We start from the raw sequence: 22,231 nt of genomic DNA, 5'->3' as shown, positions 1-22,231 counted from the left end.
GGCCCCTAACCCTCCGCTCAACTCGGACCCAGCCTGCATTGTCTTCCGCTCTATCTCAACTTCTCGCTTCCTCGGCTCCGCTCAACGCCTCGGTGCAGGCGGGGCCGGTTAGCTTCATTCGTTAGGCTCTACTTGGAGGCTTGAAACATGCCCTACTGGCTGCAAGTTCTACAAGGCCTACTCACCCCATTGATCGCACTCATAACTACCTACATCGCTTGGCAGCAATGGCGCGCAGCAGAACTCAAAATCAACATGGATCGGTATGAGCGCAGATTAGCAATTTATCAGGCCACACACAGATTTATTTCATCAGTCATTCAAACGGCGAAGCCAGACATTAATGAAATGTTCGGCTTTTATGCAGCTACCGCAGAGGCTGATTTCCTGTTTCCTGATGAAGTCAGACAATATCTTGATGCTGCATTTTCACATGCAAATCATCTACACACCGCCAACCTTCAGTACTGTGACTACACCATGGAGCCACCTCCAAACTACAATCACAGGCAGGTCGTGGATACCATGCATGAAAACCTCACCTGGTTCACAGAGCAACCAGCGGCCGCAAAAGCTCTCTTCAAAAAATACCTCAGCATTACAGCCTGAGCCTAACCCTCCGCTCAACTCGGACCCCGCCTGCATTGCCTTTCGTTCTCTCTCATCATTTCGCTATCTCGACTCCGCTTGTCGCCTCGGTGCAGGCAGGGCCGGTTAGCTTCATTCGTTAGGCGTCAGATATGCTCTGGCTCGACACCACCAATGTCTCCGATGCGGCAGTCCGACAAGTCGAGTTCTGGAGTAGCCTACGCGAAAGCATTCATGAGGACACTTTTTGGGCAGACCGAATCAAACAAATGCGAGATCAGCCAATTGAACGACTGAAGCTCGCAATTGAAAATCTCCCCCTCCCAGGGGCATTCCGTGAAGCAGCAATTGCGACTAGAGCACTCATTCGGGCGCGCAGAAAATCGTCATCACCCTTCTCCGGGGAGTTAGCTCTTTTGTATTGGCTCGCCGCCATCGAGTCGTTCGGTGTTCCATACTCCGACTACCTTCAGCAACCTGGCTTCAATGTATTTCAATCAGTCCCAGGCGCTGTCATGAAGTCGCTTCCCTTCACCTATGATCGACTCGGGTACAACCAACTTCCTCTCCTCACCAAGGCCGATACCAAATGGCTCGTATCGCTCTGGGGTGAGCCAGCCTCGCACAGCACTTTGAACAAGGTATACCGCGACCTCTGGAACAGCTATGAAGTGGCTGAAAAACAACGTCAGCTTCAAGAACGAATTAAACTATGGTCCAGCTAACGCCTAACCCTCCGCTCAACTCGGACCCCGCCTGCATTGCCTCCCGCTCTTTCTCTTCGTTCCGCTTCCTCGGCCTCGCTCGTCGCCTCGGTGCAGGCGGGTCCGGTTAGCTTCATTCGTTAGGCTTCACCATGGATACCCCGGAAATTGACGAAGCTGAAGTTTCAGCCCTAGTAGCTGACCTACTTCGTGAGGACGACCTTGGCGTGGTCATAAGGGCCCATATTCGAATTGAAAGCGCCCTTTGTGAGGTTGTTGATGCCTTATTGAGAGAACCTTCCTATCGAAGTAAATTAAACTTAGACTACTTCAACACAGTCATTCTTGCGATCGCCGTAGGAATTAATACGGAATACGGTCCATCCCTGAAAGCAATTGGTACGCTTCGAAATAGTTTTGCTCATGATTTAGAAACCAAGCTTGATGGCAATTCGATTTCAGCTCTTTACGCAGCGCTCGTCCCGCGCCACAAAGACAAGGTTCAGGAAATCAGCCGAAATCTATGGGTTGATCATAATTCAACAATGCCATATCCAACATTCAAAAATCTATCTCCGCGGGATCAGTTCATTGCGATTGCGATCGTTCTTTGGGGGGCCGTAAAGGGTACTGTCCTCCACCTACGCAATAGACCCCGTGAAGCCTAACCCCTAGCTCAACTCGGACCCCGCCTGCATTGCCTTCCGCTCTCTCTCTCAACTTCTTGCTTCCTCGGCTCCGCTCATCGCCTCGGTGCAGGCGGGTCCGGTTAGCTTCATTCGTTAGGCTGCAGTCCATAGGAGAAATGTAAATGCCACAGACCGCCTCAACATGGATTGCAATTGGGATTGCGAGTGTTTCAGCTATATGCGCCTTGGCAGTTTTTGTAGTTCATCTCAAGAATCTGAAAGAACGGCGCCATGGGGAAATCACCCAATCAATTTCAAATCTATTGGGGCGAGCTTTTTCATTAAAAAAACAAATCAAAGCATATTCACTTCATCTCAAAACAATCAAATTATTACTCCGCCATTTACGAAACGAAAATATAAAATCATCTTCTAATGAAACCTTAGAAGTGGTCGTAAAAATACAGAACATCGCTACTGATAAATTGGATAAATTGATAAAAATATTAGAAAATATTAATATCCAAAAATTTAATAACACAAAGACTTTATATATAATGCGTGATTCCGATATTGACCTAAAATCCATAGAATCAATAGCAATTGATCTTGATGAGAAGATTCAGGAAATCATTTCTAAAGTAGAAAATATTATTGATTCAGAAAAAACAACACAGCTTTAATGCCTTCAGCAACGATTGGTTTATGATCGGCCTAACCCTCCGCTCAACTCGGACCCCGCCTGCATTGCCTTCCGCTCTCTCTCAACTTCTCGCTTCCTCGGCTCCGCTCAGCGCCTCGGTGCAGGCGGGGCCGGTTAGCTTCATTCGTTAGGCCGCTATGCCACGCGCAAGGAAAAACAAACCGCGCCAAGCCAAACCAGAAAGCCACCTTAATCCATGGTGGATTATCCTCAGCTTCCTAGTCGGCTTTGCCTTGCTCGCCTTTGCCGCCAATAGCCAAGAGCACACACAAATCCTGATCGCTTGCTACGCCTTGTTCCCCTTCTCGATCTTCATCACCTGGTTTGTACTCCGCTCGGGCGTCATCTACCTTCGAGGGTCTGCAATCAATCGAGTAGGTCAACCTGCTCAATTCTGGACCGCGCTAATCTTGGTAATCCTTCCACCACTCGCAATTTCAGGTTTCTTGATTGCGGTGCATCTTTGGTCACTCGTAGCGGCCTAACCCTTAGCTCAACTCGGACCCCGCCTGCATTGCCTTTCGCTCTCTCTCATCTTCCTGCTTCCTCGGCTCCGTTCGTCGCCTCGGCACAGGCGGGTCCGGTTAGCTTCTTTCGTTAGGCCTCGAATGGCAGACCTGGCTGCATTCCGTTCAGCCGGCCAATTCGCCTGTTCGGCCGTTCTGCTTTGAGTTTCCTGGCGGGCGTGCGTTCATGGTGGCAAGCCCTTCCTCGCTCTTTCCAACCTCCGCTCGGTTTTCCCGTCGCCTCGGTTCATGTCACGTCAGAACGAGCGTCTCGGCCTAACCTTCAGCTCAACTCGGACCCAACCGCCCTTGCCTTCCGCTCTCCCGTCTTGGTTGGGATTTCCTCTCCCCTCTCAACGTCCGGCTGCGGTTGGGCCGGTTAGCTTCATTCGTTAGGTTGCTTTCCCCCACAGAACTAGCACTCCAGCACTCGGAGGTTATCAATATGTTGCAGTTGAAATTTCATCCAGATTCAGTCGTAAGGCGGTCCGTTGTGTCCGCTGGGATTATATTCCTGACAGCTTGTGGCGCTGTTCAGAAACAAACTCATGAATCTCAAGCACAAGTCATCGCGGGGCTTGCATCGCAGGCTAGTGAATTTGAAAAAGCCATCATCCATAAAGACATATCGGCAATCGAGGCGGCTTTGACTGATGACTTCAGGCTCATTCGAAGCAGTGGAGAAGTGGACAACAAAGAAACATTTCTCCAGGGATTCAAGTCAGCCGACCTGACTACTGACCCATACACAGTGGAAGATCAAAGCATCCGGCTGTACGGTGATTCAGCCTTGGTGAGTGGGAAGGTCAAAATGACTGGGATCACTGCTGGCGTTGCCTTCACCCTCCACTACCGTTTCATCCACACATTCATCCGTTCGGGCGAAAAGTGGTTGATTTGTAATTCCCAAATCACACCCATACAGCAACGATCCGCAACCTAACCCTCCGCTCAACTCGGACCCCGCCTGCATTGCCTTTCGCTCTCTCTCAACATCTCGCTTCCTCGGCTCCGTTCAGCGCCTCGGTGCAGGCGGGGCCGGTTAGCTTCATTCGTTAGACATTCCATGGTGCGCACATGAAATTCTTAATCCTTCTCCTATCGATTGCCCTTCAGGCTCAGGCACCGCAGGTAAAGGTGTCACCTGAACTTGAGGCACAACTCTCTCGACATATGAAGCGCGGGCAAGAAATTTTTGAATATGAGCGGCTTGCATGGGTAGCCACAGACCTTCTCATGGAAAAGAAACCTGATCTTTCCCGTCTAGGTCTTTGGGTCGAAATGCCAATCAAGGAACGACGGTACATTTTCTTCGGTCGGTTCAAAAAGGACGGGGACTCGGAAAAGCAACCGGAAGGATTCGCAGTTACTTATGGGTTCTGGGCTCCGCTTGGGAAACCCGATGAGGTTCATGAGATGAACCTCCAAAATGAAATACCTTCGATCAGTGAAGAGTTAATGAAACTCCCCGATTTGGCTGATGCTGCGGCATTGGCACAGAAATATCCTTCACCGATCAATCGTGCTTGGAACTACAGCGTGTTCCGAGAAACCGATGGAACAATCACGGCTTACCTACTCCCTGCGAACAGCGATGCGAAAATAATTCCGATCGGCTCCGACTACCGGCTCACCATTAGTTCAGATGGAAAGAAGATTCTAAATTCTGTGGTTCTTCATAAATCCTTCCTCCAACTCCCCCTCCAGAAAAATGCGGCAGGTGGGTATCACACCCATACCCTGCAGGAAGACCTTCCTCCCGAAACCGATCTGGCTGTTCTGAAACTCTACCCTGGTGGTACTCCTCATTTCTTCACCACTAGAAAGGGCATGTTCTCCTTTGATGGTACTAAGCTTACTTATTTAGGTCGCACCGAAGATGTCCTGAAATGACCGTAAACGTGGTTCACGAATGTCTAACCCTCCGCTCAACTCGGACCCCGCCTGCATTGCCTTCCGTTCTCTCTCAACATCTCGCTACCTCGGCTCCGCTCAGCGCCTCGGTGCAGGCGGGGCCGGTTAGCTTCATCCGTTAGGTTGCTCATGGACTACACGGCTACTGTGAAGCATGCCTACTCTGAATATTGCGAAAGAATTCAGGGGCTCAAACCCTCATCAGAACAGCCATTCTTGCAACACAATTATGCTATTGAAGCCTCGGAACTTATCTATCAAATGATGGTGAATGAATTCACCCTAGAGCTGATCAATGAGTGCAACCATCTCTCTCGATCTTTATTACGTTTGAGTGTCTGGGAACCAATCTTGCAAAGCCGCAACGAAGAAGAGCGGATAGCCATTCGGTATGAATTCACATGGCCTCTTCTAATGTCCGCGCTACAACTTCCTTACTCTTTTCGAAACAGGTTGGTTTTTTCATCGACGAAACTATCGCTTCACGCCGGTTCTGCAATGGGAATCATTCCCAATTCAAAGATTCCACATGATTCTCGCATCAATTACAGAACACTAGAATCCTTATCACCGTTATTTCCGGCCATCACTCCACTTCTCGACTCGCTCCAGAATATCAACGACAGCACTTTCCTTAAGAGCACGCGCAACTTTCGCCACAGAAAAAATCACGCCATTTCTCCTCATCTTGATATTGGAATTTTAAACTCCATTTATAGAGTGCCTTCAGCACCTGGCCGAACAACCATCACTGTTGGGTTTGAGCCACCCTTATCGTCCAAAGAGGCAATACAAGCCTTGGCGAAACAAACACCTAAGATGATTTCAGGGTTCTTGGCGTATTGGGATCTCGTCCAAGAGCATGTCCGTATTCTCGGTCAGCAAGCCCCAGCAACCTAACCCTCCGCTCAACTCGGACCCCGCCTGCATTGCCTTTCACTCTCTCTCATCCTCTCGCTTCCTCGGCTTCGCTCGTCGCCTCGGTGCAGGCGGGGCCGGTTAGCTTCATTCGTTAGGTCGCCCAAGGAGGATCCATGCAGCACACAGTCCGAGTTTGGGATCACTCCTACGAAGTATCTGTTCATCAGAAGTCAAAAACAGTCTGGATTGCCATCGGCGACTACGATGGGCGTCGCATCGAAACCAAAGGGCGCAGCGAAAGCCAGGCTCTCGCCAGTTGGCGTGAAGCGGCTCGTTACCAAGGAAACTTGTGATTCCAACAGGCGGCCTAACCCTTAGCTCAACTCGGACCCCGCCTGCATTGTCTTCCGCTCTCTCTCAGCTTCTCGCTTCCTCGGCTTCGCTCAGCGCCTCGGCGCAGGCGGGTCCGGTTAGCTTCATTCGTTAGGCAGCCAATGAACATCGTTGCCATCATCGCAGTCATTCTCGTCGTCATCGGCGGTCTCTGGTATGCCTACGAAATTTGGCAGAGAGAAGATCTCCTATGGGCTCTCCTCCTTCTCCTTGTTCCATTTCCATTGCTCGGTCTCTATATCTGGTACCGGGCTGGTTGGGATAGCTGTTATCGAACACCGGCCTCTCTTTACTTTGCTGGGTATGCCTTAGCTTTACTTGTCAACTTTGCTCATTAACCCTTCTACTCCCATCGGGGTCCTGTGGCCTGCCTAACCTTCCGCTCAACCCGGACCCCGCCCGCATTGCCTTCCGCTCTCTCTCAGCATTTCGCTATCTCGGCTCCGCTCATCGCCTCGGTGCAGGCGGGGCCGCTTAGCTTCATTCGTTAGGCGTCATGCTCTACACTCCAAGCACCAGCCCACCTACACCCGGTTTTGCGCTTCTCGGTTGCGCGGTTGGAATCACTTTGTTCGCAGTCGGTATGAAGGCAATTATCAAACGAGAGATCCGTCTAAGGCCTAGCAGAGGTGCACCACTAGTAACCCATCGTGGAAGTGAAGCTATTTATGCGGGTTTGGGCTTTTGCCTTATCTCCCTCTTCCTATGGCTCCCGGCAATAATCTATTTACTCAAGCATTTCATCTTTTCGTCACACGCCTAACCCTCCGCTCAACTCGGACCCCGCCTGCATTGTCTTGCGCTCTCTCTCAACTCCTCGCTTTCTCGGCTCCGCTCGTCGCCTCGGTGCAGGCGGGTCCGGTTAGCTTCATTCGTTAGGCCCACCCATGAGCTGTCAGATCTGCCAAGCACCCAATCGCGAGCTTTGGCCACCAGGCAGAGGGCCAAAATTCGCTTCAACCGGGTTGGGTGGCAATTTTATCGGTTTAGATATTTGCCAGACTTGCTCCCAACTCTGGGTAGTAGCCGCTCATGAACCCTATGCCTCCTTTCCTTACACAGTTCGGTGGCCGTTCTTCGAAAGTGATTTCGTAGAACTGTTCCAGCGCGACATGGGCGATATCCTTCACGATTGGCATCAAGGCGAAATAAATCGACTTGGCCCAACACTGGCCGGCGGAGATTCCGCAGCAATCCAGGCCCATTCAGCGCGCAGTGGCGGCCTTGAGCCTTACAATAATCATCGTCAATTCAACCCACCAAATCTCTTGGCCCTGCTCGGTAGGGCCTAACCCTCCGCTCAAGTCGGACCCCGCCTGCATTGCCTCCCGCTCTCTCTCAACATTTCGCTATCTCGGCTCCGCTCATCGTCTCGGTGCAGGCGCGGCCGCTTAGCTTCATTCGTTAGGCAACTTCATCAACCAAACAGGAGTAGTCATGGCGCGATTGACCAGATTTCTTCTTGTTGTTGTTCTCGCCACTTTCACGGCCACCCAAGCTCACGCTTGCGATAAGACTGCTGCGAAAAAGGCCTTGGCCAAAATGCGCCCGTATATCGTCGCCAGTGTCGCAGTAGAAGACGGGTGGGTAGTAGTCACCCTTGGACAGGACTACTTCTCCTGGTCCGACCGGCAAACGGAAGGGATCGTCACCACGTATGCAAACGCTGATGCCTGCGTAACAGGCCAAGCTCGAAGTTTAGAATTCCGCTCTCCATCAGGGAAATTGGTGGCTCGTGCCGACCGGCTTCGCGGTATTCAAATGAAATAGCATTGTGGCCCAAGTTGCCTAACCCTCCGCTCAACTCGGACCCCGCCTGCATTGCCTTCCGCTCTCTCTCAGCATTTCGCTTCCTCGGCTTCGTTCAGCGCCTCGGTGCAGGCGGGTCCGGTTAGCTTCATTCGTTAGGCCTCCGAGGTACCACATGCACCAAGTGCCATACACACCTCCGACGTATCTCCTTGATGGGTTTAATTGCCCGTTCTGCCATGCGTTCTCAACTCAACATTGGGGAAAGCCCTATCTCGTTGCCGGTCAAAATCAGTATGGTCCATCAGATTTGTATTGGATGTGTCGATGCAATAGGTGTGGAAAGTGGTCGTTTTGGGTAGAAGGGGAGCTCAAATTCCCACAGGCCAACCTCGCACCAACACCAAATGTCGATCTTCCCGAAGAGATCGCCGCCGACTTTGAAGAAGCTCGTGCCATTTTGCAAAACTCTCCAAGAGGAGCCTCCGCTCTACTTCGCCTGTGCATTCAAAAGCTTTGTGTACATCTGAAACAGCCGGGTAAGAACATCAATGACGACATTGCCACACTCGTCCAACTTGGATTACCGATCAAGATTCAACAGGCTCTTGATATAGTCCGTGTGGTTGGCAACAACGCGGTGCATCCTGGCCAGTTGGACTTGAAAGACGATGTCACCACTGCAACTCAACTGTTTGGGCTCGTCAACATCATCACCGATGCATTGATATCTCAACCCAAGCAGATCGAAGCCATGTATAGCTCAGTCATACCTGAGGGCCAAAGAAACGCGATTGAAAAGCGAGACAAGGCCTAACCCTGCGCTCAACTCGGACCCCGCCTGCATTGCCTTCCGCTCTCTCTCAGCATTTCGCTATCTCGGCTCCGCTCAGCGCCTCGGCGCAAGCGGGGCCCGGTTAGCTTTCTTCGTTAGGCCTCACTTAAGGAGAACCCACATGGCGCTGGAAAATCCTTCACAATCAAACAAGAAGAATTACGCATGGATATTTTTTGCCGCAATTGTTGTCGGACTGAGTGCGTTCTTCAAGGAATTCGTATTACCCAAGTCGCCTCATACTGAGACTTCTAAAGCATCCCTACATGAGATGCTTCAAAAAGCGAGTCTCGATACCAATAGAAAATGCCCGATAGTTGGCGATGACCCTGCGTTTAAATTGGTTTCGACTGAAGTAGGCCCAAACGACATATTTGTATATAATATTGTTATTAATTTTGATTCGAAACAAATTGATAACAATGGTTTCGTGAATGAATATCGCCCCAAATTGATCAACGCCTATCAAAATTCACCTCAGATGAAATTCTTCAAAGAAAATAAGGTGAAACTAAATTATAACTATGAATCAAAGAATGGCATTCCCATCGCGGTGATTTCGATTTCACCCGAGGATTCGATTTAAGCTATTGCCATTATTTATTAGGAGTTCCGATGCTTCGAGAAAGTAAAGATTCAATCGTCTACTCATTCGATCTCCGTCCACCAGGTCTTCCTATCAATTTCTTAGCTAAGACTTCCCCAGAAAGACGCATTGTTATTGGTGACCAAGTCGATCTTCGTTGTAATTCCACTTGGATTCAAATTCGAGTCGAAAACATTATCGACACCGCCACTTTTGAGGGAACGATTATCGGGTTCGACCCCGTCTGCATTGCATTCAATGGGCTGACACCCAATCAACATAACGTTCAATTTAAAGAAGAGAATGTGATCAACTGTAGGCACCTCAAGGCCTAACCCTTAGCTCAACTCGGACCCCGCCTGCATTGCCTTCCGCTCTCTCTCATCGTTCCGCTTCCTCGGCTCCGCTCAGCGCCTCGGTGCAGGCGGGGCCGGTTAGCTCCATCCGTTAGGCCTCGTAGGAGAACGCTATGAAATCCGCTCTCGGCACAGGGTTCGGCGTATTCATTGGAACGGCCATTTACACCTTCGCTGCTCATTCGCCCCATCGGATCGATTGGCTCCGAGCTTGCTTTGTCGGCTTCATCGCTTTTCTTTTATCCTGGGCCATATTCTCGCTAAAGCAAAAGAAACAAGCCAACGTTTCGGCCTAACCTTCAGCTCAACTCGGACCCCGCCTGCATTGCCTTCCGCTCTCTCTCAACTTCCCGCTTCCTCGGCTCCGCTCAGCGCCTCGGCGCAGGCGGGTCCGGTTAGCTTCATTCGTTAGGCTTCCTCGTGAACAGCCTGAGTGCATTGTTGGCAATCCTACTCATGGCGCCTGCCATGGCCCAACAAACCGAGCCCGTACGCCTGGCGGACAGTCAAATCCGTCTGGCCTCAGTTCAGATTGGTTCATCCCAGAAAGAGGTAACTCATCGGTTTGGTCGGCCAATTCGAAAAAATTCAACCGCAGATCCAATGTTCTGCAACTCCGAAATCGAGCTGAAGTACAAAGGAATCAGAACTTACTTTTGCGATAAAAGTTTGGTGAATCTCGTTTGTACCATCCGAAAATACGCAACTCCGGCCGGGGCTCGGGTAGGTATGAAATCCAGCCAGGTGATCGCACTCTACGGCCATCCCGAAATTCTTAGCAAAGACAACCAGACCGAATTGATCTACCGCAGCCTCACGTCTGAAACCGCCCTTGTCTTTCATGTCGAGAACGGCAAGGTCAATTCAATAGAGTTGTGGTGTGATTTCACGTAGGGGGTATTAACTTAAGGCGTCCATCATTCAAGAACCCGCCCCGTCAGCCTAACCCTCCGCTCAACTCGGACCCCGCCTGCATTGCCTTCCCCTCTCTTTCAGCTTCTCGCTTTCTCGGCTCCGCTCAGCGCCTCGGTGCAGGCGGGTCCGGTTAGCTTCATTCGTTAGGCCTCTCGTGAACACCTCACTTCAATCCCCAGAATTCGACCAGGTGGTTTCGCTCCGCGATTCCTACCGAATCATGGAATTGTTTGTTCAGTCATACCTCTCTCGCGGCGATAGCCCCGTTTCTGATTTCCTTCACACCTACGCTGGTTCGAGTCCAAATGGGTCTACTACAGATCCCGCTGCCTCCCAGGACTACTTGGCGGCATTAAGGTTGGTTCTCCAACACCAGCAAGGCTAGTGATCGGCCTAACCCTTAGCTCAACTCGGACCCCGCCTGCATTGCTTTCCGCTCTCTCTCAGCTTCTCGCTTCCTCGGCTCCGTCCAGCGCCTCGGTGCAGGCGGGTCCGGTTAGCTTCATTCGTTAGGCGTCATCGACTAGGAATCGCAGCAGCCAACATTCATCAAAACCGACCAGAAAGGGGCACTGTAATGCACATACTCATCCCGGTCGTCCTTCTTGCCGTTTCGAGTTCTCTCGCGGCTCAGGCTGTTCGCATTAAGGTCAAGGACCAGGGGCTGCCTCCCGGGTATCGGATTGAATTCAAGATCGGAGCCACTGTCCTGGGCATTCCCGAAAAGATGGGCAAATCGGATGACCTGAAAGAACGGATTCTTGGTGAGTCTGTCAGTACCCATGAGGTCGTTCTGCTTTCGGGCCAGTCGGAGGGGCTTACCCTCGATATTCCGCTTAAAGCCGCTCCACTAGAGGCTCCAGGCCTTCGCGTCCTCCTCGGCCTTCCAGCTACTTACACCATTTACGATTCGGCGAATCAGGTGGTTCGTTCCAGCTCTGTGAGATTTCACGCTCTGACAACCACCTTCGATGACGGTCGAATTGTGTTGTACGCCCGACAGAACGGGCTTACCCAGGACGGCAAACCAAACATTCTCGTTGGCACTGAAATAGATGGGCAACCGAAGGCAAAAATCATCGCCATACCTAAAGCCAAGTAGGCCTCCACCAGGGCGCCTAACCCTCCGCTCAACCCGGACCCCGCCTGCATTGCCTTCCGCTCTCTCTCAGCATTTCGCTTCCTCGGCTTCGTTCAGCGCCTCGGTGCAGGCGGGGCCGGTTAGCTTCATTCGTTAGGCCTTCGGAGACGTCCCATGAACAAATCGGAATTCGAACAGGCTGTAAGAACAGAATTAATGCGCGTTCCAATTGCGGAACGGCGCACCTGGGATAACAATAAACTCTTCTTTTGGTTCATGAAGGCAAAGACGGACAATCCGCGCCTGACTTGGGACCGGTGCCCAGGAGATCCCTGGCAATGGGTACCCGGCATTTGTAAACACTTGATCGGTCCCAATGCCTTTTGACAACCCATAACCCTAAGCCAAACCATGGCCAGACAGCCATTATTCCATACACTCTTTCTTATTCTACTGACACACTTGCTAGAAAGCACCTTTACTATATCAACCTCAAATCAAATAAAGGGAGCATCATGAAATTTTTACTTCTTATCACTCTCCTCTTTTTTGTAGCGATTGGTTGCTCTAGCCCCGAAGCAGACCAGACAAGAGGCGTCAGAACTTCCATGTTTGGCCAGGCGAATCTAATGCAGAAAAACCCCGATGAAGTCGAAATCTACATCAGCAGAAAACCAACTAGACCGTACAAAGAGATCGGGATGGTCCAGTACCTTGATTGGAGCTACCGCCCAGATGAGGGAACGATTTTCGGTAAATTTCGAATTGCCGCTGCTCGCGCAGGCGCAGATGGTCTAATTGTGCTAGATACCCGGATCGTTAACGACCATGACTTAAAGGGAAATCCCGACCAGGGAAATGATTATCGAGCCACACTTATTGCATTTACAGATAAACAGTAAAAATAAGCAATCATCTCCAATCCGTTTCCTATATCAACAAATTATACCCATGCTGCGGCCTAACCTTGCGCTCAACTCGGACCCCGCCTGCATTGCCTTCCTCTCTTTCTCTTCGTCTCGCTTCCTCGGCTCCGTTCAGCGCCTCGGTGCAGGCGGGTCCGGTTAGCTTCATTCGTTAGGCCGCCGATGAAAATTGTGCAAATCATCGCACTCTTGCTGCTCATTCCTATATGGGTGGTCGTAGGGATGCCAACATATCGCGCTCTCGGGAAACTAATTCCAGCGCTTTATGCTATCGACAAGGATCTCTGGTCCAATGAAGGCAAGCCCCACGTTGCATTTCTCTGGGAGCCACCTGAAGGCAAATCCCTCGGGGGTAACATCGCGTATACGGTATTCGGACTTAAGCTCGTTTTCACCACGCCAACTTGGCTTCATCGAATCCCAGAAGGAATTGCGCTTCAAAAGAAGCTTAGAATCTCATTTCTTCTTCAACTTCCGGTCTTTATTACAATCTTCTGTATAATTTTGTCCCTCACTTAGTAATTAATCTCGGTCGGCCTAACCTTCAGCTCAACTCGGACCCCGCCTGCATTGTCTTCCGCTCCTTCTCTTCATCTCGCTTTCTCGGCTTCGCTCAGCGCCTCGGTGCAGGCGGGGCCGGTTAGCTCCATCCGTTAGGTTGCTCGTGCCATCATCCATCCCACCAAGATTCAAGCAAACCCGGGCTCCCCGAAGGTTTGCAAGGTTCTGCCTGATGTTCACTTTTCCACTCACCACATTTTGGGGATCAACAACCACGCAGCCTCGAAGTGGAGTGGTCAACGGCGTATATGCTAGGCGCGATCAGTTAAGTTCGGATGCAGAAAGAATCAAGTTGGCGTGGCAGGCCGCAAAAGACTCTGAATTGTCTGACCAAGATAAATTCAGAATCGTCCTTGAATTAACCCTATCAATGACCGAGAAAGGCCCTTTTGTCTGGGAGCAAATGCGATCCTATCCAAATTGGGAGAACACAATGCGTTTGTTCTTGAGCGGGCCCGGGATCACATCACAGGATTACCCTTTCCTCAAGAAGTGGAGCGCTGGCAGGCATAACGAAGAGCTTTGCAATATGCTCATCAAGATGGGCTATTTAGATCAATCTGGTCAGAACGGACGGAAAAGACATTTTTCTGACCCAGACAAGAGACAAATTCTCGATTTCGCCATCAAGGCGTATGAAAAGGCGCTCTAAAATCGAGGGCAACCTAACCCTCCGCTCAACTCGGACCCCGCCTGCATTGCCCGCCGCTCTCTCTCAACATCTCGCTTCCTCGACTCCGCTCAGCGCCTCGGTGCAGGCGGGTCCGGTTAGCTTCATTCGTTAGGCGCTACCTCAGCCAAGAGTAAAAGCCACCTTCTTTCATTTTGAGAAAACAAATGTCTACTCGAGCTCAGAACTTGCTTTCAGCTTTATTTATTAAGAATTCGGACGATCTTTGGGCAGGAAAGCCCAACGAATGGCTGCGAAAATTACCAAGGGCTGGCGCTGGGAAAGTGGGCGAACAACTCGCTCAAAAAGTCATCGGTGGCAAACTGCTGCCCAACTCAAGGTTTGGTTACGATCTGGAGTTTGAAGATAAAAAAATTGAAGTGAAAATGGCAACTCTATCAATTACGAATGATAAAAAAATTTTTGCCTGGATGGCAATTCGTCCGAGTGATCCATATACACATATATGTTTTATCGCTGTCTATCCTGAGGACGTAAGGTTATTCCTTGTTCCAAGAGAAAAGATTCCGATCGAAACTTTCCCACGATCGAACAGCACAAGTGAGCGCAAAGTGGACATGTTTCAATTATTCACAAGAAAAACAAACACACTCCTCCCGTGGATGACCCCTTATGAAATCCTATAATTATTCTCGCGCCTAACCCTCCGCTCAACTCGGACCCCGCCTGCATTGCCTTCCGCTCTCTCTCAGCTTCTCGCTTCCTCGGCTCCGCTCAGTGCCTCGGTGCAGGCGGGGCCCGGTTAGCTTCCTTCGTTAGGCGCATCCATGAACCCAACCCCGGAATGGATTATTCGCGGCAAGACCGTTCGTGCCCTCATCAAGGAGCTGGCCAGCTTTGAGAACCAGGATCTAGAGGTTCGGATTTCCCTCGATGGCGGCGAAACTCACAAATGCATCAGTCTGATTGGCAAGGTGGATGGCAAGGCCGTATTGATGAACTGTGAATCCGAAGGCAAAAACTAATCAGGATTCCCGATGTGCCTAACCTTTAGCTCAACTCGGACCCCGCCTGCATTGTCTTCCGTTCTCTCTCATCGTTTCGCTTCCTCGGCTTCGTTCAGCGCCTCGGTGCAGGCGGGTCCGGTTAGCTTCATTCGTTAGGCGTTCTCTCGGGGCTTTAATGACCAAATATCCAATGCCGAAGCAAATTCTAGGCTTCTTTGGATGGCTCTCTATTTGCTTCGCAGCCGCAGCACTTGGCGCCCTCGCCTCCGCACAAGCTGGATCTTTCTACAAGGTGCTCATTCGCCCACTATGGGCACCACCCGGATGGCTCTTCGGTCCGGTTTGGACTGTTCTCTACATCTTGATGGCCATTTCAGCCTGGCTTGTATGGCGAGAATACGGCCTTCGAAAGGCCGGTCCCGAGCTCGCTCTATTCGTTTTCCAACTAGCCGTAAATGCCCTGTGGACTTGGTTGTTCTTTGTTTGCCATCTCGGCGCCCTGGCCTTCGCCGAGATCCTATTTTTGTGGCTGTTGATCATCGCCACCGCATTTATGTTCTGGCACCGAAATCGTTTTGCGGGTGCTTTGCTTATCCCCTATTTAGCCTGGGTGTCATTCGCTTCCGTTCTCACCTGGGCAGTATGGAAAAGCAATCCCCACATCCTCGCCTAACCCTTAGCTCAACTCGGACCCCGCCTGCATTGTCTTCCGCTCTCTCTCAACGTCTCGCTTCCTCGGCTCCGCTCAGCGCCTCGGTGCAGGCGGTGCCGGTTAGCCACATTCGTTAGGCCTCCACCTCAAGGAGCGTCACATGCCGAAATTCATCCAATCAGCACTCAGCGTTGGCATTGGCACACTCCTCTACGAGCTTGTTGTTCATGGGCTTCACCAGGCCAAATGGAGTCGGGTGGCTTTCATCGTGCTCCTCTCATTACCCGTTTTCTGGCTGTATTACCGGGCTAAAGAAAGACAGGTCGTGGCCAAGGCCTAACCCACCGCTCAACTCGCACCGCGCCTGCATTGCCCTCCGCTCTTTCTCGTCATCCCGCTTCCTCGGCTCCGCTCAGCGCCTCGGTGCAGGCGTGGCCGGTTAGCTTCATTCGTTAGACCTCTCACAATCTTCAAAGCCATCATCGATCCAGGCACGGAGCACCATGGCCAAATACCTGATCTCCTTCCCCAGTGCTGCGATGGTCGTTCCCAGCGGCGAGCTAGAGGCAGTGGGCCGCGCTGCGCACGCCGTGATTGAAGAGGCGAAGGCCGCTGGCGTTTACATCTTCGGCGGTGGCATCGACGAAGATGTGCCGCCAGTGCTCGTTTCGTCCGATGGCACGATCTCTATGGGCGGTTACCCGTGGGCGCCCACGCTCGATGGCGGATTCACCGTGCTCGAGCTACCCTCGCGCGAAGAGGCCATCGCGTGGGCTACACGGATCGCCAAGGCTTGCCGCTGTGACCAAGAGCTACGCGTCTTCGGGTTCGACCCGCAGTCCTAAAGGCGCACGGGCCCATATCGGCCTAACCCCTAGCTCAACTCGGACCCCGCCTGCATAGCCCTCCGCTCTCTCTCAACTTCTTGCTCTCTCTGCTCTAGTTGGCTTCTTTTGTAGGGCCGCTGCATGATGGGTAGGAATGCGTGCCGCATTCCTGAATCACGGGAGCGCCGTTGACCGATCCCATTCGGGTGAGAGCTGTTGAGAAGGGTGATTTCGATGCCTGGTTGGCACTCTGGGATGGATACAACGCCTTCTATGGCCGAGCAGGGCACACGGCGTTACCGCCAGACATTACCCGGATGACCTGGTCGCGGTTCTTCGACCCCTATGAACCCATGCATGCATTGGTCGCAGAACACTCTGGCGAATTGCTTGGCCTGGTTCATTTCCTCCTTCATCGAAGCACCATTCAGATTGTTCCAAACTGCTACCTTCAAGACCTGTTTACCGTCGAAGCCTCACGAGGCAAAGGCGTGGGCCGTGCGCTCATCCAGGCTGTGTACGAATTTGCCCGGGGTGCGGGAATCAAGCGCGTGTATTGGCAGACCCAGGAAACCAACACCGCGGCGATGAAGCTCTATGACAGCCTGGCCGAGAGGTCCGGTTTTATCGTCTATCGAAAGCTGCTATAGCCACGCGCTGCCTAGGTGGAAAAGCACGGAACATCCATCCAGCCGGCCGAAGCTTCCGCTCGTCGCCCCCATGCAAGCGTGTCCGGTTACCTTCATCCGTCAGATCCTGTCATGACAGAAAGGGGGACACGATGGATCACGAACAGACGGCTCCCGAAACGAAGGGCGTCACGGTGAAACACCTCGCCTCGGTCGACCTCGGCCCCGAGATCGAGGGCATGGCGGGGCGCCAGCTTCGAATGCGCATGGTGACCCTCGAGCCCGGAGGGGTCTTCGGGCCGATCCACGATCACAAGGACCGACCCGGCACCGTCTACATCCTGCAGGGAACGATCACCGACCATCGGAACGGCGTCGCCACGGACTATGGGCCGGGCGTGGGCTGGCCGGAGGATCGGAACACGACCCACTGGCTGGAGAACAGGGGAACGATCCAGGCGGTGGAGATCTCGGTCGATATCGTCCGGCAGACCTGACCCTCCGCTCAACCTGGGCTCCGGCCGCGCCGGCCCGCGCCCTCCGGCGCCGTTCCGTCCTCCCGGCTTGCCACCCTCCGTGGCCCCATCAAACCGATGTTCAGGTCGCCTGATGCGGCTTGAGGCTCCGTTCCACCCACCAAGTGGTTGCGGACGGTCCGATTACCTCCCATCGTAGGGCCACAGCATCTGGAGGCTCGACATGGAAAGGTTGTTCCCTGACCAGGGGCATCCCTACGGGATGAACCCCTCGCCCTATTTCTCCCTGCGGGACGGGAAGCTCTACCCCGATGTCGGCCATCCCGAGGGCGTGGGAACGAGGCCCTGGTTCTCCGTTCGCGGCGACAAGGTGTACCCCGATGTTGGCCACCCCGATGGGGCCGGAACCGCACCCTGGTTCAGGATCGAGAAGGGCAAGCTGTACCCCGACCAGGGCAACCCGGATGGCGCCGGGACCTCCCCCTGGTATGCCATCAGGTGAGGTCCGGCCCAGCCCCCTGTTCCCCCTGGCCCGCTCCGGGGTCCGGCGGCCCGTGTCGCTAGATCCTTCGGATGCCGACCCTCCTCTCCCATCCGGCGGTTCCCCTGGCCTTGGGCGTGGGATTCGGCCCGAAGGCCGCCGTCCCCGCGCTCCGATTCTGGACCCTGCGCCGGGGGCGCCGCCTCCCCGTCGGGCCCTGTCCTGACCCCATTCGGCCTGGCCTGCCCTCGCCACCCGACCTCCCCCGGGGGAACCCATGAAGGTCTTCGCCTACACCGCCGTCGCCGTGGTTCTCTTCTTCGCCCTCGCGATCCACTTGGTCCAGAAAGAGGAGCGGCGGCGCTCCGAGCGACGCCTGGAGGACCTCCCGGTCCTCCCGCCCGATCCCAGACGGCGGGACCGTCGCCGGGGGAATGTGTTCTCGTACCTCGGCTGGGTGCTGCGGTCGCTGGTCTCGAAAGCCCGCCAGTAGACGGTCTCCGGTCGCGGAAGCCGCCTGCCTAGCTCGAGCGCTGGACGGCGAAGGCCTGGAAACCCTCGCCCTCCCAGCGGAGGGGGTGGGGGCGGAACAGGTCCGTGACCTCGCGCCCCGATCCATCGGCCACGCCCAGGGCCGCCGGCCAGACCTCTGCCGGGCGAAGGTCGGAGCGGGCCTCCGCCAGCCAGTCCCGGTGGGCGACGCCCTCCTCGGGCAGCCAGGAGCAGACCGCATGGATCAGCAGCCCGCCCGGGGCCAGACGCCCGGCGGCGGCGGCCAGGAGGCGGCGCTGGATCCCGGTGAGGCGGGGCAGGTCGTCATGGGCCAGCCAGGGCCACTCGGGGTGCTTCTGGAGGGTGCCACTGCCCGAGCAGGGGGCATCGAGCAGGATGAGGTCGAAGGTGGCGTCGCTGGCCTCCAGCCACTCCGCCGCGTCCGCCTGGATCACCTGGGCCGTCACGCCCCGCTGCTGGAGGGTCTGCCGCAGCCGGGCCGCGCGCCGGGGGTGCACTTCCAGGGCCGTGAGCGCGGCCCCGGGGTGGCGCAGGGCCAGGGTGGTGGTCTTGCCGCCCGGGGCGGCGCAGGCGTCCAGGATCCGCGTCACGGGGCGATCCCAGCCGTAGGCCAGCAGGGCCTGGGAGCTGCGGTCCTGCACCATGCCCGCCCCGGATTCCAGCCAGGGCCGCGGGAAGGGGGCCCCCTCTTCCAGCCGCAGGCAGCCCGGCCATTCCGGGTCTGGCGCCAGGCCTTCGGGAACCTCGCCCCGCACGAGGCGGAAGGCGGGGCGGGGGGGCTGCTGGAGACGGGACCACAGGGCCTCGACTTGGTCCAGGGCCCCGTGGGGCGCCAGGGCGGCCCTCAGGGCGCGCTCCGCGGCGGGAGGCCGGTCCAGGGAGGAGGGCAGGGCGTCCAGCGCCGCGGCCAGGGCGGCACGGTCCTTCGCCGCCCGGCGCAGCAGGGCGTTCACCAGGCCCTTGTGGGGATGGAAGCCCAGGTCACGGTCCCCCGCCAACGCCACGGATTCGTTCACCGCCGCGTGATCGCTGACGCCGGGCAGCCAGGCCAGCTGCGCGAGGCCCATGGCCAGGGCCACCTGGGTGCCCAGGGGCACGCCCCGGGCGGGCTCCTTCAGCTGGGGCTTCACCCAGGCCTGGAGGCGGCCCCAGCGGCGCAGGCAGAGGCCGAGCAGGGCCTGGGCCAGGTGCGCGTCCTCGCCCAGGTCCCGGTCCCAGATGTCCGGCACCCGGCCCTTCTCCCCGAAGACTTCGTGGAGGGCGTGGGCGACGTGGAGACGGGCGGGCGTGGGCATGGGGCTCCGAAGGACAGAACCCCGATTATCCCCCGTTACAGCTCCTTCAGGATCTCGGCCTTCTTGGCCTCGTAGTCCTTCTTGTCCAGCAGGCCCTTGCGGTAGAGCTCCTGGAGCTTCTGGAGGCGGGCCTCGGGGCTCGCTTTGGCAGGACCCTCGGGTCCCGGCTGCGACCCAGGCTGCGGCTCGTTTCGCGGGGCCGGGCGGTCGGGGCGCGCGGCCTCTTCGCTCCGGGTTTCGGACCGGCGCTCGGACCGGCGCAGGGCCTCCTGGAGCGCGATGGCCTCCTGGCATTCCTTCAGTGCCGTCTGGAAGATGCTGGCGTCCGGCTGCATGTCCAGGGCCGCGCGCAGGTGGGACAGGGCGTCGTCGTACTGGCCCAGGATGAAGCGGATGATGCCCACGTTGTACTCGGCGCGGGGGTAGTACTTGGGCTTCTGGCCCTTGTCCTCGCGGGACTGGTCCAGCCCGCCGAGGGCCAGGTCCAGGGCGCCCCGGACGTCCTGGGCCTTGAGGCGCTCGTGGGCCCGGCCCATGCCGAAGACATCGTCATCGAAGAAGGTGAGCTTGCGCACCTCGCTCCAGGCCAGGAGCAGACGCTGCACCTTCACCTTGGCGGCCTCGAAGGCCATGCGGCGCACGTCGGAGTCCCGGGGGTAGGCGGGGAGGCCTTCGTACGAGGTGTTGCTGAGGCTGGGCGCATCCTCCAGGCGCTGGGCGCCGAAGACGCGGCCGGTGCTCAGATCGACGACCTGCACGGTGGCGCTGAAATCCAGGCTGGCGGTGGCGGTGCGCTTGAGGCGGACGAGCTCCTTCTTCGTCTTGTAGTCGGTGCTGCGCTCCTCCTTGGCGGACTGGGTGCGGCTGAGGTCCGAGCGGTTCACGTTCACGATGACCAGCACGCTGGGGCCGAGGAGCTTGCCGAGCTTGGCGATGGTGGCGGGCTCCACGTAGCCGCTGGCGCCCAGCTCCTGCTCCTTCAGCACCGCATCCAGGTGGGCCCGGTCCACCACCTCCACCTGGCGGCTCTGCACCAGGTCGGCCGTGAGGGCGTCCGCCAGCTCCCGGGAGTTGAGGTCCCGGGCCGGGGCGAAGGCCAGGCGCTCCACCTTGAGGCCCAGGCCCGGCGGATGGACCAGGGTGACCTCCACCTTGGGGTTGGCGATCTCGCTCCAGAACTGGGCCTGGGCGGGCAGCGACAGCGCGACCAGGGTCGCGGGGATCAGCAGGCGCATGGGGGCTCCGGAACGTCGTTCCAGGTTAGCAGGAGGGTGTGTGGCATCCTGGGCGCAGGCTTTCCGAGGAGAACCCCATGGCCCACCGCTATCCCCTCACCCTCTCCTGGACCGGCAGCACCCACGACGCCACCTACTCCCGCAACGCCACGGTCACCACCGCCGGCAAGCATCCCCTGGCCGTGAGCAGCGCCCCGGAGTACGCGGGCGACGCCGGCCGCTGGAACCCCGAGGATCTGCTGGGCTCGGCCCTCGCCACCTGCCACATGCTCACCTTCCTGGCGCTCTGTTCGAAGGCCAAGGTGGAGGTGGTGGGCTACGAGGACCACGCCGAAGCCGTGCTCGACACCATCGACAAGGTCACGCGCATCACCCAGGTGCACCTGCGCCCGACCCTCCGCGTGCCCCGGGGCACCAGCATGGCCAAGGTGGTGGAGCTCTTCGAGAAGGCGCACAAGTACTGCTTCGTGGCCAATTCCGTGACCTGCGAGGTGGTGATGGAACCGCGGGTGGTCGAAGTCTAGACGCTGATCCGGAGCATCCGTGCGCTGTCCCTTCTGCGGGCACCTCGAGGACAAGGTGGTGGACTCCCGCGAGTCCCGCGAGGGCGATTCCATCCGCCGGCGCCGGGAATGCCTGTCCTGCGCCCGCCGCTTCACCAGCTACGAGCGGGTGGAGGAGGTGCCCCTGGTGATCCTCAAGAAGGACGGCCGGCGGGAGCCCTTCGACCGGCAGAAGCTCATGAAGGGCCTGCTGCTGGCTTGCCAGAAGCGGCCCGTGTCCCTGGCCCGCATCGAGGAGCTGGTGGCCGACATCCACGCCCGGCTCATGGAGCGGCCGGACCGCGAGATCCGCAGCCGGGAGCTGGGCGAGCTGGTCATGGACGAGCTGAAGGGCCTGGACCAGGTGGCCTACGTGCGCTTCGCCAGCGTGTACCGCGACTTCAAGGACCTGCCGGACTTCGTGAAGGCCCTGGAGGGACTCATGCACAAGGAGGCGGCCACCGGACGGAACGGGGGCGGCCCGGTCACACCGGTCAAGCCGACCTCCTCATCCAGCGCCCCCCAGCCTCCCACGGCAGAACCCAAGCCCATGCCCCAGGCCCTCTTCCCCGGCGAAGCTGCGCCTCCGCCCCCGAAGGTCCGGAAAAAGTAGGGGTATCCTGAGGGTCGAGGTTT

29 protein-coding genes are annotated in these 22,231 nt (G+C 56.0%); 27 read left to right on the top strand and 2 right to left on the bottom strand.

The features are described 5' to 3' along the window. Nucleotides 1-147: 147 nt before the first annotated feature. The 25 genes from MLE64_RS12620 (at nucleotide 148) to MLE64_RS12500 (ending at nucleotide 18,503) form a co-directional block, all read left to right on the top strand. The gene (locus tag MLE64_RS12620) at nucleotides 148-609 is read left to right on the top strand and encodes a hypothetical protein (protein ID WP_243318100.1); all 462 of its coding nucleotides are present in this window, start codon (nucleotides 148-150) and stop codon (nucleotides 607-609) included. Between the two features lie 131 nt (nucleotides 610-740). Further along, the gene (locus MLE64_RS12615; RefSeq protein ID WP_243318098.1) at nucleotides 741-1,313 is read left to right on the top strand and encodes a hypothetical protein; all 573 of its coding nucleotides are present in this window, start codon (nucleotides 741-743) and stop codon (nucleotides 1,311-1,313) included. A 131-nt stretch (nucleotides 1,314-1,444) separates the two neighbouring features. Then, a complete protein-coding gene (locus tag MLE64_RS12610) occupies nucleotides 1,445-1,960 on the top strand; it encodes a hypothetical protein (RefSeq protein ID WP_243318095.1) in 516 nt (171 codons plus the stop codon). A 143-nt stretch (nucleotides 1,961-2,103) separates the two neighbouring features. After that, nucleotides 2,104-2,604, top strand: a complete 501-nt coding sequence (locus MLE64_RS12605; RefSeq protein WP_243318092.1) for a hypothetical protein — start codon at nucleotides 2,104-2,106, stop codon at nucleotides 2,602-2,604. 971 nt (nucleotides 2,605-3,575) lie between these two features. After that, nucleotides 3,576-4,073 carry a nuclear transport factor 2 family protein gene (locus tag MLE64_RS12600; protein WP_243318089.1) on the top strand — a complete coding sequence of 166 codons (498 nt, stop codon included), beginning with the start codon at nucleotides 3,576-3,578 and terminating at the stop codon, nucleotides 4,071-4,073. Between the two features lie 134 nt (nucleotides 4,074-4,207). After that, complete coding sequence (locus MLE64_RS12595; protein ID WP_243318087.1) at nucleotides 4,208-5,023, top strand: hypothetical protein; 816 nt, start codon at nucleotides 4,208-4,210, stop codon at nucleotides 5,021-5,023. Between the two features lie 150 nt (nucleotides 5,024-5,173). Next, nucleotides 5,174-5,944 carry a hypothetical protein gene (locus tag MLE64_RS12590; RefSeq protein WP_243318085.1) on the top strand — a complete coding sequence of 257 codons (771 nt, stop codon included), beginning with the start codon at nucleotides 5,174-5,176 and terminating at the stop codon, nucleotides 5,942-5,944. Between the two features lie 134 nt (nucleotides 5,945-6,078). After that, nucleotides 6,079-6,258, top strand: coding sequence for a hypothetical protein (locus tag MLE64_RS12585; protein ID WP_243318083.1), 180 nt, complete (start codon nucleotides 6,079-6,081; stop codon nucleotides 6,256-6,258). Nucleotides 6,259-7,735: 1,477 nt separating this feature from the next. Then, complete coding sequence (locus tag MLE64_RS12580) at nucleotides 7,736-8,068, top strand: hypothetical protein (protein WP_243318081.1); 333 nt, start codon at nucleotides 7,736-7,738, stop codon at nucleotides 8,066-8,068. 154 nt (nucleotides 8,069-8,222) lie between these two features. Further along, a complete protein-coding gene (locus MLE64_RS12575; RefSeq protein WP_243318079.1) occupies nucleotides 8,223-8,864 on the top strand; it encodes a DUF4145 domain-containing protein in 642 nt (213 codons plus the stop codon). A 139-nt stretch (nucleotides 8,865-9,003) separates the two neighbouring features. Continuing rightward, nucleotides 9,004-9,468 carry a hypothetical protein gene (locus MLE64_RS12570; protein WP_243318077.1) on the top strand — a complete coding sequence of 155 codons (465 nt, stop codon included), beginning with the start codon at nucleotides 9,004-9,006 and terminating at the stop codon, nucleotides 9,466-9,468. A 776-nt stretch (nucleotides 9,469-10,244) separates the two neighbouring features. Further along, nucleotides 10,245-10,718 (top strand): hypothetical protein, encoded by a 474-nt coding sequence (locus MLE64_RS12565; protein WP_243318073.1) that lies wholly within the window; start codon nucleotides 10,245-10,247, stop codon nucleotides 10,716-10,718. A gap of 598 nt (nucleotides 10,719-11,316) precedes the next feature. Then, on the top strand, nucleotides 11,317-11,841 hold the full coding sequence (locus MLE64_RS12560; protein ID WP_243318072.1) for a hypothetical protein: 525 nt from the start codon (nucleotides 11,317-11,319) through the stop codon (nucleotides 11,839-11,841). A 153-nt stretch (nucleotides 11,842-11,994) separates the two neighbouring features. Next, entirely contained in the window at nucleotides 11,995-12,207 is a 213-nt protein-coding gene (locus MLE64_RS12555; RefSeq protein WP_243318070.1) for a hypothetical protein, read from the top strand. Between the two features lie 128 nt (nucleotides 12,208-12,335). After that, nucleotides 12,336-12,722, top strand: coding sequence for a hypothetical protein (locus MLE64_RS12550; protein ID WP_243318068.1), 387 nt, complete (start codon nucleotides 12,336-12,338; stop codon nucleotides 12,720-12,722). 757 nt (nucleotides 12,723-13,479) lie between these two features. Further along, nucleotides 13,480-13,959 (top strand): hypothetical protein, encoded by a 480-nt coding sequence (locus tag MLE64_RS12545; RefSeq protein WP_243318066.1) that lies wholly within the window; start codon nucleotides 13,480-13,482, stop codon nucleotides 13,957-13,959. A gap of 185 nt (nucleotides 13,960-14,144) precedes the next feature. Continuing rightward, entirely contained in the window at nucleotides 14,145-14,624 is a 480-nt protein-coding gene (locus MLE64_RS12540) for a hypothetical protein (protein ID WP_243318064.1), read from the top strand. A gap of 141 nt (nucleotides 14,625-14,765) precedes the next feature. Then, nucleotides 14,766-14,963 carry a hypothetical protein gene (locus tag MLE64_RS12535; RefSeq protein ID WP_243318062.1) on the top strand — a complete coding sequence of 66 codons (198 nt, stop codon included), beginning with the start codon at nucleotides 14,766-14,768 and terminating at the stop codon, nucleotides 14,961-14,963. 157 nt (nucleotides 14,964-15,120) lie between these two features. After that, on the top strand, nucleotides 15,121-15,618 hold the full coding sequence (locus MLE64_RS12530) for a TspO/MBR family protein (RefSeq protein ID WP_243318060.1): 498 nt from the start codon (nucleotides 15,121-15,123) through the stop codon (nucleotides 15,616-15,618). A 139-nt stretch (nucleotides 15,619-15,757) separates the two neighbouring features. Beyond that, entirely contained in the window at nucleotides 15,758-15,937 is a 180-nt protein-coding gene (locus MLE64_RS12525; protein ID WP_243318058.1) for a hypothetical protein, read from the top strand. Nucleotides 15,938-16,100: 163 nt separating this feature from the next. Beyond that, nucleotides 16,101-16,442 carry a YciI family protein gene (locus MLE64_RS12520; protein WP_243318055.1) on the top strand — a complete coding sequence of 114 codons (342 nt, stop codon included), beginning with the start codon at nucleotides 16,101-16,103 and terminating at the stop codon, nucleotides 16,440-16,442. A gap of 170 nt (nucleotides 16,443-16,612) precedes the next feature. Beyond that, the gene (locus tag MLE64_RS12515; RefSeq protein WP_243318053.1) at nucleotides 16,613-17,074 is read left to right on the top strand and encodes a GNAT family N-acetyltransferase; all 462 of its coding nucleotides are present in this window, start codon (nucleotides 16,613-16,615) and stop codon (nucleotides 17,072-17,074) included. 131 nt (nucleotides 17,075-17,205) lie between these two features. Further along, a complete protein-coding gene (locus tag MLE64_RS12510) occupies nucleotides 17,206-17,550 on the top strand; it encodes a cupin domain-containing protein (RefSeq protein ID WP_243318051.1) in 345 nt (114 codons plus the stop codon). Between the two features lie 202 nt (nucleotides 17,551-17,752). Further along, nucleotides 17,753-18,031 (top strand): hypothetical protein, encoded by a 279-nt coding sequence (locus tag MLE64_RS12505; protein ID WP_243318048.1) that lies wholly within the window; start codon nucleotides 17,753-17,755, stop codon nucleotides 18,029-18,031. 256 nt (nucleotides 18,032-18,287) lie between these two features. Beyond that, nucleotides 18,288-18,503 carry a hypothetical protein gene (locus MLE64_RS12500; RefSeq protein WP_243318046.1) on the top strand — a complete coding sequence of 72 codons (216 nt, stop codon included), beginning with the start codon at nucleotides 18,288-18,290 and terminating at the stop codon, nucleotides 18,501-18,503. 28 nt (nucleotides 18,504-18,531) lie between these two features. On the opposite strand, the gene MLE64_RS12495 is transcribed toward MLE64_RS12500, so the two are convergent. After that, nucleotides 18,532-19,818 (bottom strand): transcription antitermination factor NusB, encoded by a 1,287-nt coding sequence (locus MLE64_RS12495; RefSeq protein WP_243318044.1) that lies wholly within the window; start codon nucleotides 19,816-19,818, stop codon nucleotides 18,532-18,534. A 35-nt stretch (nucleotides 19,819-19,853) separates the two neighbouring features. Further along, nucleotides 19,854-21,053, bottom strand: a complete 1,200-nt coding sequence (locus MLE64_RS12490; protein ID WP_243318042.1) for a CsgG/HfaB family protein — start codon at nucleotides 21,051-21,053, stop codon at nucleotides 19,854-19,856. 77 nt (nucleotides 21,054-21,130) lie between these two features. Between MLE64_RS12490 and MLE64_RS12485 the strand changes: the two genes are divergently transcribed. Both MLE64_RS12485 and nrdR read left to right on the top strand, forming a co-directional pair. Then, nucleotides 21,131-21,577, top strand: coding sequence for an OsmC family protein (locus tag MLE64_RS12485; RefSeq protein ID WP_243318040.1), 447 nt, complete (start codon nucleotides 21,131-21,133; stop codon nucleotides 21,575-21,577). Nucleotides 21,578-21,596: 19 nt separating this feature from the next. Continuing rightward, complete coding sequence (gene nrdR, locus MLE64_RS12480; protein ID WP_243318037.1) at nucleotides 21,597-22,208, top strand: transcriptional regulator NrdR; 612 nt, start codon at nucleotides 21,597-21,599, stop codon at nucleotides 22,206-22,208. Nucleotides 22,209-22,231: the final 23 nt, after the last annotated feature.

Source organism: Geothrix paludis, from assembly GCF_022808815.1.
GTDB lineage: Bacteria > Acidobacteriota > Holophagae > Holophagales > Holophagaceae > Geothrix > Geothrix paludis.
Note: the sequence above shows the minus strand (reverse complement) of the source record. Positions and strands in the feature narration are given on the sequence as shown.